Here is a 14,753-nt window from a genome sequence, read left to right on the forward strand (position 1 = left end):
ATTGCCGAAATCCGGGGGCTTCAAGGCAAGGCCGCCACATTCTTCAAATTCCAAGAGCATAACATGGTCGCAACTGGCGGAAGTCTCTACTTACAGGCCCTGGTAATTCTGGGTGGCGCGATCATCGCAGCGCCTTTGTTCAAGCGACTTGGCTTGGGCACGGTTCTGGGTTATCTCGCCGCCGGTATTGTTATTGGACCGATAGCACGTCTCATCGCGGACGGTGAAGATTTTCTGCATTTTTCCGAACTCGGCGTCGTGTTCCTGCTCTTTATTATCGGGCTTGAACTCAAACCGTCCCGGCTATGGGCATTGCGCCATGCCATTTTTGGCCTCGGTGCCGCGCAGGTGATCCTGACTGGCTCGGCATTGGCAGCGCTTGGCGTTTATCTCGCCGATCTGGACACAGAAGCTGCGATCATCATCGGCTTCGGCCTCGCATTGTCTTCAACAGCCTTCGCCATGCAGGTGCTGGAAGACAGAGCGGAGACCAACCAGAAGCACGGCCAGCGCGCTTTTGCGATCCTGTTGTTTCAGGATCTCGCAATCGTGCCGATCCTTGCGATTATCCCGGCACTCTCTCCCAATGAACCTTCACAAGCAAGCGCTGGCTTTCATCTCATAACGGCCATCGCAGCCATTGCAGCGCTGGTGATTGCCGGTCGCTATCTGATCAATCCGATGTTCCGCATCATTGCCAATACGGGCGCGCGCGAAGTCATGATTGCAGCAGCCCTTTTCGTTGTGCTGGGATCGGCAAGTCTGTTGCAGGCCGCAGGGCTGTCCATGGCGATGGGTGCTTTCATTGCTGGCGTTCTGCTGGCCGAATCCTCCTATCGCCACGAGCTGGAAGCCGATATCGAACCCTTTCGCGGAATATTCCTCGGGCTGTTCTTCGTGGCCGTCGGCCTTTCGCTTAACCTCACCGTTATCCTGCAATATTGGCAGACAATCCTGATCGCGGTTCCGATCTTCATGATCGTCAAAGCGGCCATTATCTATATTCTGTGCCGTATCTTCCGCTCAAACCACAACGATGCGATACGCATCGCATTCCTGTTGCCACAGGGCGGCGAATTCGCTTTCGTGCTGTTTTCGGCTGCGGCTGCGGCTGCCGTCATTTCGAACGCGCTCAGTTCTGAACTGGTGGCCGCCGTCACTGTTTCGATGGCACTGACACCGCTTTCTGTCGCCATAGGCACAAAACTGCTGATCAAAGACAAGACAGAAGACGTCATCGAAGAAAACTTTGAAGGTGCGGGGGCAGATGTGCTGATGATCGGCTTTTCGCGTTACGGACAGATCTCAGCGCAGATTCTGCTTGCAGGCGGCATCGATGTGACGGTGATCGACAATTCACCCAACCGCGTGCGTGCTGCTGGAAAATTCGGCTTCCGTATTTATTTTGGCGATGGCACCCGCAAGGACGTGCTGGAAGCGGCAGGGATTCGCAAAGCGAAAATCGTCGCCGTCTGCACGCATAAGAAGGAAATCACCAACCGCATCGTTAATATGATTCAGTCGGAATATCCCGATGTGCGCCTGTTTGTTCGTTCCTATGACCGTGAACACACGCTGCAACTGCGTGGGCAGGGTGTGGAATATGAACTGCGAGAAACCTTCGAGTCTGGTCTGTTGTTCGGTCAACGAACCCTTGAAGGTCTGGGAATAACGGAAACAATCGCCTATCAAATCCGTGAAGATGTACGCCAGCGCGACGAAGACCGCCTCCATGTGCAGGCATCTGAAGGAATCATGGCAGGCCGGTATCTGCTGTTCAACAAGCCGGTTACGCCAGAACCTCTTGTCAAACCTGCACGCGAAGGCCAGCGCATCGACAAGGCGGGCAGCGATATGGATGTTGTTGCACAGATCGATGAGGGCGCGCCTGCGAACTCGCTCGCAGCTGAATAATTTAAGATGCAGACGCCGCCACTGGCTTTCCACTTAGCACCGTATCAAGTGCGCGCTTCAACTCTTCGCGTATATCAGCGCTTTGTGACAATATCTGCTCGAACTTCAGGAAATCGAGCAGACCTATCCGCTCAACATTCGGGCGAAGGAAGATGTGCGGCGGACGATTGCGGAACTTGTTTTCTATAATCGAGCACATGGTGAGTTGGTTGGCACCCATCACCGCTTCAATGGTCGTCGGCATATAATCGTCTGGGCCCACAGGCGCCCCGACAACATCGATGCCAATCACAATATCAGCCTTATCGAAGAGCAAATCGAACGGAACAGGATTGAGCAATCCACCATCCACCAGAATTCGACCATCGCGCCGCACCGGCCTGAACACCGGCGGAATGGCGCAGGAAGCAGCAATCGCCGAGCGCAAATCACCGCTTTGAATGTTGATTTCGGTGGCCGCATGAAAATCCGATGCTGTAATACTCATCGGAATTTTCAGATCTTCGACATTTTCCGGCAACGCCGCAGGGAGAAAGACGTGGAGTATTTTTTCAATGTTAAACTGGCTGACGCGAAAACCACCCTTGAGCAGCTCGACCCAGCGTTCAGGGCGCGCCTGCCACATACGACGCGCGACCTCCGAACGGCGATTGAAAATCGCTGCCATATAGTCGTGAATTTCCTGGCCGCTCATGCCATTGGCCATACCAGCACCGACAATCGAGCCGATGGACGAACCGGCAATGGCCACAGGCTTGATGCCAAGCTCGTCAAGAACTTCGATAATGTGGATATGGGTAATTCCACGCGCGCCACCGCCGCCAAAGGCGACGGCGATACGCGGCGTTGATGGCACGGTGGTATCCATGCTGTTCTTTCTGCAGTTAGAGCATTTCCAGCAAAAATGCGAGGCAGTTCTGCATGGGATAATGCGTGAAAACAAACAGATAGAGCATTTCCTGTTTTGATTGAAACATTGGAAATGCTCTAGGACTGTACCAACTTAAGACTGTGCCGGCCCATAAACCAAAATTGCAGGTTCTGCTTCCAGAAGCTTTTTGGCAATAGCTTTTACCTGATCAAGCGTAACCGCATCGATCAGTTCGGCGCGTTTATCAATATAATCCCGATCAAGCTCTGCTTCCTGAAGGCCAACGAGCGTGTCAGCAATCGACACAGACGAGTCCAGATTATTCACCGCATATGAGCCTTTAAGATAGCTCTTGGCAGCGGCAAGTTCTGCCTCCGTCGGGCCTTCATTGGCCATTTTCGCCACCTGCTCGCGAATAATCTTGAGTGCTTCCTGAGACTTGTCAGGGCGTGTGGCCGTCGAAATCGTCAAAGCCGAGACGTGATCACGCAGCGCCATGGACGAGGATACTGAATAGGCAAGCCCACGCTTTTCACGCACTTCTGCATAAAGACGCGAGGTAAAACCACCACCCAGAATATGGTTCATCAGGTAAGAGGCAAAAAACTCGTCGTCCTTGCGCGGCACAGCCGGATAGACAAGGCTGATCGATGTCTGCGGCATATCAAAGCTCAAGCTCGTCGTCGTACCAAGCGCGAGCTTCGCATCCGGCACAGGCACAAGCTCTGCATTTGCGGGCAGATCACCAAACACCTTGTCGAGCATTTCACCCAGATCCTTCGGGGTGATCGAGCCGACAACACCAATTGTCAGGTGATCCCGTGCAAAGTTCTTGCGGTGAAAATTGATCAGGTCATCCCGGGTAATCGATTGCAGCGACTTGACCGTACCATCATCAGGGCGACCGTAAGGATGCTTGCCATAGAGGACTTCAGAAAATTTGCGCGAAGCGATCGTTGAAGGATTGCGCTGTGACGCTTCAAGGCCGGCAACAACCTGCTGGCGAATGCGATCAATCGCATCCTGATCAAAGCGCGGCTTATTAACAGCAAGAGCGAGAAGGTCAGCGACAGCATCGCGGTTTTCAGAAAGCATCCGAATGCTGCCTGCAACAGAATCAAGTGACGCCGAAAAGCTCATCTCCGCGCCGAGATTATCGATGCGTTCCTGAAAGCTATCGGCATCAAGATCGCCAGCACCTTCATCGAAGAGGCCTGTCATCAGGTTGGCAAGACCTTCCTTGCCACCCGGATCCTGCGATGTCCCCCCCTTGAATGAAAACCGCATCGAAACAAGCGGCACGGAATTATCTTCCACCAGCCAGGCTTTGATGCCTTTGGGCGAAACGACTTCCTGTATTTCAATTGCATTGGCCGGAAGGCTCAGAGCGGCCAGCAACAACATCGAGGTTACAACGGCGGCAATGGCATTTTTCGTCCGCAGAATGCTCAAAACAACAACATTACTCACTGGATTGCTCCTTCTGCGCCATTCACTCCTGCATTGCCCGCCGCTGCATTGGAATTTTCACTTGCATTTTCCGGCTCCGTATCGGGCGGCAACAGATAGCTCGTCACCGACTGGTCCTTCACAAGATAACGGCTTGCCGCGTCCCTGATCTGCTCAACCGTTACAGATTTGATCAGGTCTGGCCATTTCTGAATATCTTCAATGTTCTGACCAACAGACAATGCTGAACCGTAAATTCGCGCCATACCAGACTGGCTGTCCCGCGCAAAAATCACGGCCTTGAGAAAACGGTTGCGCGCCTGATCGAGTTCTTCTTGCGTCACACCATCTTTGATAATGCGTGCAACCTGCGCATCAACAGCCTTTTCCACTTCCGCCAATGTCTTGCCAGTTTGTGGAGAGCCGTAAACCGAGAACGTGCCGTCATCCAGCGCATCACCGTCATAGCTCGCGCCGGTATTGGACGCGATGCCCTGCTTAACGATCAGTTCCTGATAAAGGCGCGAGCGCAGCGATCCGCCCAGAATCTCGCCCAAAAGGTCAAGTGCAGGTGCATCGCCCTTCTTTACATTGGGAAAGCGCTTTTCATTGGCGTAAGATGGTACAAGCCAGGAAATGCGGAACGATGGGGTGCTGACGCGTTCATCATGCAAGGTCACAATCCGCGCCGCATGTTTTACCGGCTCCTGCGGACGGTCACGCGGCAGGACCTCAGCCCGCTTCGGGATTTTTGCCCAGGTTTTCATGACAAGATCACGCACGCGCTCAGGCGTCACATCGCCAGCGATCACCAGCGTGGCGTTGTTTGGCGTGTAATATTGCTGATAAAAATCGATCGCGTCTTTGAGGCTGAGCTTTTCCATTTCCTGCCGCCAGCCGATTACCGGCACGCGATAAGGATGATTATAAAAAAGCGTAGCATCGGTGTTTTCCATCAGCATCGCTGCGGGATTGGAATCCACCCGCATACTGCGTTCTTCGAGGATAACATCGCGTTCTGTCTTAACCGCCTCTTCATTAAGCACCAGATTGGCCATCCGGTCCGATTCATACCCCATCACCATCTCAAGCGCGTCGGGCGTCACTCGCTGGAAATACGCCGTGTAATCATAAGAGGTGAAAGCGTTTTCCTGACCACCAATGGCCGCAACTTTTGCCGAAAATTCGCCTGCCGGGTAGGTCTCGGTGCCCTTGAACATCAAATGTTCGAGAAAATGCGCAATCCCGGATTTACCCGCAGCTTCGTCAGCCGAACCCACATGATACCAGATCATCTGCGTCACGACAGGCGCGCGGTGATCCGGGATAACGACGACTTGCAACCCGTTTTCAAGGGTGAAGCTGCTGATACCTTCGGATTGCTTTATTTCAGGAAGCTTTTGAGGCGACAGCGACGCTGCGGCCTCGGTCGTTGCAGCCGGAGCTGCCGTTTGCGCCTGTACGGAACCAGATGCCAGCGGCAACACCAGTGCAAAACCAAGTGCCGTAGACAACAATAAGCGCCGGAGTGAGGGGTTATGCACCAAGCGACATCTCCAATCAGTTTACATTTCACCCAGATCCTGAGTGAAATGGCTTAATATAAAATCAAATATTACCCCCGGACCCGGTTTTCCGGTTCCGGTAAGTCATTAGCTTTACTTCAGCTGGATGAGGCGAATGATGGTGCCACCATAATTCCGCTCTTCATGCACGACGAATCGTTCATCCAGTTCAAGCGATGCTTCTGCATCCTCTTCAAGCACGAGAAGTGCGTCAGGATTAAGCCAATTGCCTTCAAGTGCAGACAAAAGTGCTTTTTCACCCATGCGACGTCCATAAGGCGGATCGGCAAAAACCAGATCAAAAGGCTCCATTGTTCCTGCCTCGCCGAGCTTGCAGGCATCACGACGCAAAACTTTGGTCTGCCCCTGAAGTCCAAATGTTTCAATGTTCTGGCGAAGAAGACCGCGTCCTTCCGCCGATTCCTCGACGAAAACCGCATAGCGTGCACCGCGCGACAGCGCTTCAAGACCGAGCGCGCCTGTGCCTGCAAAAAGGTCAAGGACACGCCCGCCGTCCACTTTGTCAGGAAAACTATGCGCGAGAATGTTGAACAGGCTTTCACGTGTGCGATCCGTTGTCGGACGGATCGCATTTGTTGCAGGTGTTACGAGCGTGCGCCCGCGGAATTTACCGCCGACGATCCGCACCACTACCCCCTGGCTTGCCACCGCGTGGCTTTCCATCGCCAGACCGGCCATTGCCTGGCTTGCCGCCTGAGCCACCACGATCCGGCCCCTTGCCAAAGCCGCCCGACCCCTTCGACGGGCTGCGGCCTTCGCTGGAGCGCGCACCGCTGCCACGTGGCCCGGATGGCTTACCAAAGCTCCGGCCTTCATAGCCGCCCGATGATCTTTCGCCGCCCTCACCCTTTAGTTCAGCGCGCTCACGCTTGCCGGGCCGACGCTCTTGCTTGCGATCGTCGCGTCCTTCGGGCCGTGGTGCACGCGGTTCAAAACGGCCCTCGGCGCGCCGGGGACGCTCTTCACGCCCCTCATCACGGCGTTGTTCACCATCACCAAAGCGTCGTGGACGGGACGGGAAATCTCCCTCCGGGCGCGGACCGCGATGCGCCGGACGTCCTTCCGAACGACCTTCAGGGCGAGAGCCCTGCTTGTCAAAGCGCCCTTCAGAACGGCGCGGATCACCATCGGAGCGGCTTGCGCGCACACCACGGCTCTCGGCACGAGCGGCCTTGATTGCAGCAGCCTTTTCACCCTGTGGGCGCGCGCCTGACGCCATCCAGACATTGGAATTGCCACGACGGCGCGGCTCAACCCTGTCTTCTTTCGTTTCTTTCTGCTTGCGGCGTTCCGGCTGGCTCGAAATCCATTCGCGCTCCCGTGGCGCGCGCCGACGCTCTTCTTCCGGCTCACGCTGTTCCATTTCACGCGCGGTTCGGCCCTGAACAACCGTGTTGGAGAACTCGTTGAGAATGGGGGCATCGAAATCAGCCCCCGATTCCTCGACCAGCTTTTCACCAAGCTGGTCACGCAGAATGCGACCGCGAATTTCGCGCACGCCGCCTTCTTCCAGATCGCCCAGCTGGAATGGACCAAATGAGACGCGGATCAGACGACCAACGGTCAGACCAAGTGCACCAAGAATGTTCTTAACTTCGCGGTTCTTGCCCTCGCGCAAACCGATCGAAATCCAGACATTCGAACCCTGTTCGCGCTCAAGCGTCGCTTCAATGCTGCCATAAAAGACGCCATCAACCGCAATACCGTTTTTCAGTTCATCAAGCTGCGCCTGTGTTACCTTGCCATGGGCGCGCACGCGATAACGGCGCAGCCAGCCGGTGGAAGGCAGTTCAAGAACGCGCGACAGCCCACCATCATTGGTAAGCAGCAGCAGACCTTCCGTATTGATGTCCAGACGTCCGACCGAGAGCACACGCGGCATTTCCGCAGGCAGCGCTTCAAACACGGTCGGGCGACCTTCAGGATCGCGATTGGTCGTCACAAGACCTGCTGGTTTATGGTACAGCCAGAGACGAGTGCGCTCGGCCTGCTTAAGCTGTTTGCCGTCAACGGTGATGACATCGCTGCGCTTCACGTTCACAGCCGGGCTGTCTAGCACCTTACCATTCACAGAAATGCGGCCTGCCGCAATCATCGTCTCGGCTTCGCGGCGCGACGCAATGCCCGCACGTGCCAGACGCTTGGCGATACGCTCGCTGGTATCTTCGCCTTCCTGCGGGGCGCGCGATCCAAACGTGCGCGGCGCACCACGATCGTCTTCGCGACGCGGCCTGTCTTCGCGCGGCTTACCTTCGCGAGGCCGGTCGTTACGCGGACGCTCTCCGCGACCTTCGCCGCGTCCGAATGGAGGACGTCGACCGCCCTTATTGTCGTCTTCAGTGCTCATCTGGTATTGGCCTCTCAGCAGCGTTGCCTTGTCCTCTGTCGCCTTTTTGGGGCCATACAGAACCATACGGTCAAAAACGCTGTATAAATCCGTTTGCAAATCGGTTTTGATTTCGTGACTTATGCAGTAACAAATCGCTCAATGGCTTGCGAGCAAAATTTCCCGCTCTTTGCCACGAAATGAGGTTGGCTTGAAAAAGGTTGCAGATATTTCACCACCCAAACTAGCAACACCGATGGATATTGCGCTTGAGGAAGCGAAATCTGCGGCCCTTCGCGGAGAGGTGCCGATTGGCGCAGTTGTCGTATATGAAGGAAAAATCATCGCGCGCACGGGCAACCGGACACGGGAATTAAATGATGTGACAGCGCATGCAGAGGTCCTTGCAATACGCATTGCGGGCGAGGCGCTCAAATCTGAGAGGCTGATCGATTGCGATCTTTATGTAACGCTTGAGCCTTGCGCAATGTGCGCGGCTGCAATCTCATTTGCCCGTATCCGCCGCCTTTATTATGGCGCAGCCGACCCTAAGGGCGGCGGCGTGGAATCTGGGCCGCGCTTTTACACGCAGCCCACATGCCATCATGTTCCAGAAATTTACACAGGCTTTTCCGAAGAGAAAGCGCAGAAGATACTCAGGGATTTTTTCCGCGAGAAGCGGTAATCATTTGGCCTCTCGGGCCACACGGCGCCCGGTCATAAGCTCCAATGTGTTATCCCGCATTGCAAAATGATGCACAAACACCATCAGCACATGGCCAACAATGGCCGCCAGGAGTAACCAGCCAAGAAGGCCATGAACTGCAATGGCAGGCGCGGTCAGCAGAGTATTCGGCACTCCCGTGCGTTCAAAAATCTGAATCCCAAGAAACGAGAAGCCACGGCCATTACCATAGCTGCGCAGGACTGCAACCGCTGGCACGACAAACATCAGCCCATAAATAACCAGATGACCAAGACCCGCCAGCTTGCCCAAAACACCAGACTTATGCGGGCGCCTTGATAAATTCAGCAATCCCCACACGCCTCTGATCAAAACCAGCAAAAACAACGCAAAGCCAACCTGAAAATGTGTTGGCCATATCAAATTATAAATTGCTGTGTCTTTAGCAAAAAAGCGAAGGATTGTTGTGATGAATTGCCAAACAAACAGTACAACCATCAACCAGTGCAAAGATCGGCTGACCACCCCATAACCATCGGAGCCGTCTAAAAAAGGATTGTTTTTGTTCATAATAGATACCTTAATTTAAAAAATAATATAATAACGAATAGCCAATAACTTCACTTTGATTGAAATCACACATTGTTCAAAATAACCAAAATTAAAAATATTTAATATTTTGCAGCGCCCATCAAAGGGCATTTATATCTGCTTAAGTCAGACCGGCCTCTGAGGTCTTTGCTTTGAAGCATAATCCCAGAGCACTTTCTGTTTTGATCAAATCATCGGGAATGCTCTATCTATTTGTTTTCACACGTTATCTCACGCAAATCCGCTTCGCACTTCTGCTCGACATATGCTAAAGCTTGTGAACACTTAAAATCGGTAATTTTTCAATTTTGTGCTTCAATCTTCCTTTTGAGGGGGCTTTGATACGGCACGAGGAGGTCGTCATCGACTTGCTGGTAGATAGAGTGCCTCATATTCCGTTCTGACGCGGACTAAACAATCAACCGGGCACAACGCCGCCGCTGGCATCTATATGTCTCCGACTCCGATGTCTCGGGGGTTATGTCTGCTTCGGTTCTGGCTTAAGAAGAGTCCCGCCAATGTGGCAACAAACATGACATTATTCGATCGGTTGGTGAGTTGTCTGATCGTTATAAAACCATGCCTGCGAGGCAAAAGACCCCGCGCAACGGGCTGTTCTTTACCGCCGTGGCAAGCATTTTCTGAGGAAATATCATCCAACCGGACCTTATCATAAGAAAACGTGACCCCAACACACTGGCGATCCGGTGGAATTGCAGTTAATGGCCTTTCGATAAACATCTTACGAGGGGTCCATGTCCTATTTTCCAAAGTGGCATCTAACCAGGAACAGCACGGTGCTGCCCGATGAACGGCTTCCAACGACAGCGGCCGTTCCGATGGGCATTCAGCATCTGCTGGCCATGTCCGGCTCTACGATCGTTGCGCCATTGCTGATGGGCTTTGATCCAAATGTCGCCGTCTTTTTCTCCGGCATCGGAACACTCATCTTCTTCCTAATGACCGGTGGTCGCGTGCCAAGTTATCTTGGTTCGTCCTTCTCTTTCATCGCGGTGGTGATTGCCGTCACCGCCTATTCCGGTAGCGGTCCCAATCCGAACATCGCACTCGCTCTTGGCGGCATCATCGCCTGCGGTGCACTTTATGCCGCAATAGGGCTGGTGGTCATGGCCATAGGCTCCGGCTGGGTCGAGCGTCTGATGCCGCCCGTCGTCACAGGCGCCATCGGCGTCGCCATCGGGCTCAATCTCGCACCCGTGGCAATCGGCCAGCTTAAAGGCTCTGGCGCGCATATGGCAATCGCACTGCTGACCGTGCTTTGCATGGCAATGATTTCTGCCTATGGCTCGCTTGCAACCAAGCGCGTTGCCGTGCTGCTGGCGCTGCTGTTCGGATATTGCCTTGTGCTGATTTTCGGCAATGGCCTCGGCTTTGTTCCGGGCATCGATTTTGCCGCTGTGGGTGCCGCGCCATGGTTTGGCCTGCCCGCCTTCACGGCACCTGTTTTCACATGGCCTGCGATCACGTTGATCGCGCCGGTGGCGATCGTTCTGGTTGCTGAAAATCTCGGCCATATCAAAGCGCTTGGCGCTATCACCGGACAGAGCATGGACCGTTATATCGGGCGCGGCTTTTTTGGTGACGGCATTGCCACAATGATTTCAGGTTTCGGCGGCGGCACAGGTGTCACGACCTATGCTGAAAACATTGGCGTGATGGCCATGACCAAGGTCTATTCGACACTGATTTTCGTCATTGCTGCCGTTGTAGCGATTGCACTTGGCATGTCACCCAAATTCGGTGCAATGCTGCATACCATTCCCGCGCCGGTTCTGGCTGGTCTTGCGGTCTCGGTCTTTGGCCTGATTGCCTCGGCAATGGCGCGCATCTGGGTCGTTAACAAGGTTGACTTCTCCGATCCGCGCAATCTCTTCACTGTTGGCGTAGCACTCATTTTCGGTGCGGGTGACTTCACCCTCAATATTGGAAATTTTGCGCTCGGCGGAATTGGTACATCAACCTTTGCGGCTCTGGTGCTGTACCAACTTCTGAGCATTGGTCGCAAAAGCGACAAGCCTGCTTAAAATCAAGCTATGCAAAGCTGTCAAAGCTTTGCGCAGCCTCTGAATTGGCGCAGAAACAGCGATACCCTTTGATCTTACGTCAAATCGAGATGAGCTTTCAGCGGCATATCATCGTGAACAGAGACTGTTTGTCGCTCAATCATGCGATGCACGAGAGGCGGGGTTGCGCCCTTGTGAAGAGCAAGCAGTCTTTCTGACACTTCCGCATCCGATTGTGTGCGCCGTTGATTATGACGCACATATTCGACCCATGTCGGAACATGATAGCTCTCGGTCCATATTTCCGGATTTTCCAGATCACGCAGCAGCGCCCATTGCCGCGCACCATCGCGAATGCGGATACGGCGCCGCAACGCCATTGCCTCAAGAAATGCCCGGACATCTTCCTGTGCGATCTTATAATCAACCATGATCATGATCGGACCGCTGCGCGAACGCAAATCCAGGCGCAATTTCGGCTCACTGAAACGATTGAGCGGGTCGAGATTAAGCGATTCAAAATCCGGCTGCGGCAGAAGAATGCCGATCAACGCGCCAAACAGCAACACACCTGCCGCAACCATCAGCGCAAATGGCACCCCAAAACCGTCCGCCACGGAACCCCAGAGCCAGCTCCCTGCCGCCATGCCGCCAAAAGTGGCTGTTTGATAAAATGCCAATGCACGCCCCACCACCCATCGTGGCGTGGAAAGCTGCACAGTCACATTGAAAAGCGAAAGCGCGAGCACCCAGGACAGGCCAGCAGGGAACAGGAAAATACAACTCAGCCAAATGCTGCGGCTGAGCGACAGCAAGACACAGCTGATTGCAAAAGTGGTAAAGGCAGCGCGTACGAGCCACTCATTGCCAAGATATTCGCGCAACCGGGCGCTTGAAAGCGCGCCGCCAATGGCACCGATGCCAAAAAAGCCAAGCATAATACCATATGTGAGCGCTGTACCGTCAACAAGATCCCGCGCCACAAGTGGTAAAAGGGCCAGAATAACAATCGCCGACAGGCCAAACAAAAAGCCACGAAACATAACCTTTAGAAGGCTCGGCGACATAGCCACATAGCGCAGACCGGCAACCATTGCAGGCCCCAGTGTTTCGCGCGGCAAAGTCGATTTGGTTATCTGCGGTTGCCAGCGCCAGAGCGCCAGAATAAGCGCGCAATAACTAAAGGCATTGAAAATGAAGGCAAAGGCTGCGCCAGCGATTGCGACAATCGCACCACCAATTGCCGGTCCAATGCTGCGCATCAGGTTAAAGCTCATGGAATTGAGAGCCACAGCCGCTGGCAAATCCGCTCTCGGAACAATATCGCCCATCGACGCCTGCCATGATGGGTTATGCAACGCTCCACCACATCCAATGAGAAAGGTGAAGCCAAGCAACATCCACGGTGTCAGCATGCCAAGATAGGCAAATGCCGCAAGTGCTACAGAAATGAACAACAGCAGGGTTTGCGCAGTGAGCATAATACGGCGGCGATCAAAATTGTCAGCCAGCGCACCCGCCGCTACAGAAAATATCATCACAGGCAACGTGGTGGAAGCCTGAACCAGCGCAACCATATCGTCAGAGTTCGCGATGGTTGCCATCATCCAACCCGCGCCAACGGTTTGCACGAGGCCGCCAAGATTTGAAAACAACGTTGCAGACCACAAAGCGCGAAAAGTTCCATATTGAAACGGCGCCAGGGGGGAGTTTTTTTGCGGCATTCGGACGAACCTCCATCCTCAACCAATACTTTAGATGATATCTAAATAGCCACCAAACAATAATTAAATTCAGGGGAGCGCTTTTCTATATGGACAAACCGGATCAGCGCTCTCAACCCAAGTATCGGTCGGCATGGCTCGTAGACGCTTGGTTCAACCCTTGTGGCGCTTAAAGATTTTAAGGCCTGCTGCGCCAGCATCTGAGCGCTTGGGAAGTCTTGAGCGCGACAAGGTGTCAGGCAACCTGCCCCGCGCACCAGCCGGACGACCACGCCCACTGAAAATTGTAACCACCGAGCCAGCCCGTAACATCGACCACCTCACCAATGAAATAGAGGCCGGAAACACCCTTGGCCTCCATGGTTTTGGATTCAAGATCGCGCGTGTCCACACCACCCAAAGTCACTTCCGCGGTGCGATAGCCTTCAGAACCGGCTGGCTTTACATGCCAGTCATTCACCGCAGCAGCAACACGCCGCAGCACGGTGTCTGAAAAATCCGCGAGGTTGTTTGCAGGAAAATCTGCCGCAATAAGCTGCGCCAGCTTTTTGGGGATGAAAAATGAAAGTGCCGTTTGCAGCGCCTGCTTGCCATTTTTTGAACGCTGATCGCGCAGGGCGTCAAACAGATCCGTCTTTGGCAGCATAGAGATAGCGATTTCGTCTCCCTCGCGCCAGTAAGACGAAATCTGCAAAATAGACGGGCCGCTGATACCGCGATGCGTAAACAGCATGGCTTCAGCGAATTTCGTCTTCTTGCAGGAAACAACTGCATCAACAGCAATACCGGCCAAGGGCTTCAGGCGTTCAAGCAAATGCGGCTCAAAAGTCAGCGGCACCAGCCCCGGACGCGTCTCAACAAGACGCAGACCAAACTGCCTGGCAATGTCATAGCCGAAGCCCGTCGCTCCCATTTTGGGAATGGATTTTCCACCGGTGGCAATAACCAGAGACTGCGCAGCAACGCTTCCGCCTGAATGCCTGACCACAAAACCGCGCTCAGTCTTTTCAACTTTTTCGATAGAGGTTTCGAGCTGCAAACGAGCGCCATACTGCTTCATTTCATCAAGCAGCATAGCGATAATCTGCGCTGCTGACCCATCGCAGAAGAGCTGTCCAAGCGTCTTTTCGTGATACGCAATGCGATGCCTTTCTACCATCTTGATAAAATCGCGCTGCGTATAGCGACTTAAGGCAGAAATACAGAAATGCGGGTTTTGCGACAGGAAATTTTTCGGGCTCGCATGGATATTGGTGAAATTGCAGCGTCCGCCACCGGAGATGCGGATTTTGTCGCCGGGCTTTTTCGCATGATCAATAAGGAGCACCGAACGGCCCCGTTTTGCCGCCTCTATCGCGCACATCATGCCAGCAGCGCCAGCGCCTATCACCAAAACATCGACGCTTTGCAAAAAACAACTCCAATCGAAAGATAAGCGCTGTGATTCATTGAAATCGAAACGCGCCCTAAGCGCGCAACATATTGCCGGAAATCACAAGCGCAAGGCGTGTTTTTGAGTTTTTAAACAATAGAGGTTAGAAAGAAACAGAGTCGGTCCATTTGTGCCGAACGGGGGCATCATT

11 protein-coding genes are annotated in these 14,753 nt (G+C 53.8%); 3 read left to right on the plus strand and 8 right to left on the minus strand.

What is annotated here, in order from left to right:
- Window positions 1–63: 63 nt before the first annotated feature.
- Entirely contained in the window at window positions 64–1,914 is a 1,851-nt protein-coding gene (locus ABE530_RS13365; RefSeq protein ID WP_499694815.1) for a monovalent cation:proton antiporter-2 (CPA2) family protein, read from the plus strand.
- Window position 1,915: 1 nt separating this feature from the next.
- Here ABE530_RS13365 and ABE530_RS13370 read toward each other — a convergent pair whose 3' ends face one another.
- The 5 genes from ABE530_RS13370 to ABE530_RS13390 form a co-directional block, all read right to left on the minus strand.
- Window positions 1,916–2,782 (minus strand): patatin-like phospholipase family protein, encoded by an 867-nt coding sequence (locus ABE530_RS13370; RefSeq protein WP_499694816.1) that lies wholly within the window; start codon window positions 2,780–2,782, stop codon window positions 1,916–1,918.
- A gap of 135 nt (window positions 2,783–2,917) precedes the next feature.
- Window positions 2,918–4,189 carry a M16 family metallopeptidase gene (locus ABE530_RS13375; protein WP_499694878.1) on the minus strand — a complete coding sequence of 424 codons (1,272 nt, stop codon included), beginning with the start codon at window positions 4,187–4,189 and terminating at the stop codon, window positions 2,918–2,920.
- A gap of 62 nt (window positions 4,190–4,251) precedes the next feature.
- Window positions 4,252–5,778 (minus strand): M16 family metallopeptidase, encoded by a 1,527-nt coding sequence (locus tag ABE530_RS13380; RefSeq protein ID WP_499694879.1) that lies wholly within the window; start codon window positions 5,776–5,778, stop codon window positions 4,252–4,254.
- Between the two features lie 114 nt (window positions 5,779–5,892).
- Window positions 5,893–6,483, minus strand: a complete 591-nt coding sequence (gene rsmD, locus ABE530_RS13385) for a 16S rRNA (guanine(966)-N(2))-methyltransferase RsmD (RefSeq protein WP_407673272.1) — start codon at window positions 6,481–6,483, stop codon at window positions 5,893–5,895.
- On the minus strand, window positions 6,428–8,167 hold the full coding sequence (locus ABE530_RS13390) for a pseudouridine synthase (RefSeq protein WP_499694817.1): 1,740 nt from the start codon (window positions 8,165–8,167) through the stop codon (window positions 6,428–6,430). The genes rsmD and ABE530_RS13390 overlap by 56 nt, the downstream gene beginning before the upstream one ends.
- A 235-nt stretch (window positions 8,168–8,402) precedes the next feature.
- Here ABE530_RS13390 and ABE530_RS13395 point away from each other — a divergent pair, with 235 nt between their 5' ends.
- A complete protein-coding gene (locus ABE530_RS13395; RefSeq protein WP_396997310.1) occupies window positions 8,403–8,831 on the plus strand; it encodes a nucleoside deaminase in 429 nt (142 codons plus the stop codon).
- Here ABE530_RS13395 and ABE530_RS13400 read toward each other — a convergent pair whose 3' ends face one another.
- Window positions 8,832–9,401, minus strand: coding sequence for a cytochrome b (locus tag ABE530_RS13400; protein ID WP_499694818.1), 570 nt, complete (start codon window positions 9,399–9,401; stop codon window positions 8,832–8,834).
- 776 nt (window positions 9,402–10,177) lie between these two features.
- On the opposite strand from ABE530_RS13400, the gene ABE530_RS13405 reads away from it, so the two are divergent.
- Window positions 10,178–11,467 carry a solute carrier family 23 protein gene (locus tag ABE530_RS13405; protein ID WP_265985145.1) on the plus strand — a complete coding sequence of 430 codons (1,290 nt, stop codon included), beginning with the start codon at window positions 10,178–10,180 and terminating at the stop codon, window positions 11,465–11,467.
- Between the two features lie 74 nt (window positions 11,468–11,541).
- Here the strand turns inward: ABE530_RS13405 and ABE530_RS13410 are convergent, their stop codons facing one another.
- On the minus strand, window positions 11,542–13,170 hold the full coding sequence (locus ABE530_RS13410) for an MFS transporter (RefSeq protein ID WP_265985144.1): 1,629 nt from the start codon (window positions 13,168–13,170) through the stop codon (window positions 11,542–11,544).
- Window positions 13,171–13,405: 235 nt separating this feature from the next.
- On the minus strand, window positions 13,406–14,581 hold the full coding sequence (locus ABE530_RS13415) for a BaiN/RdsA family NAD(P)/FAD-dependent oxidoreductase (RefSeq protein WP_265985143.1): 1,176 nt from the start codon (window positions 14,579–14,581) through the stop codon (window positions 13,406–13,408).
- Between the last annotated feature and the right edge of the window lie 172 nt (window positions 14,582–14,753).

Origin of the sequence: Brucella sp. TWI559 (assembly GCF_039674265.1) — a bacterium.
In the GTDB taxonomy this organism is placed as follows: Bacteria; Pseudomonadota; Alphaproteobacteria; order Rhizobiales; family Rhizobiaceae; genus Brucella; species Brucella chromiisoli.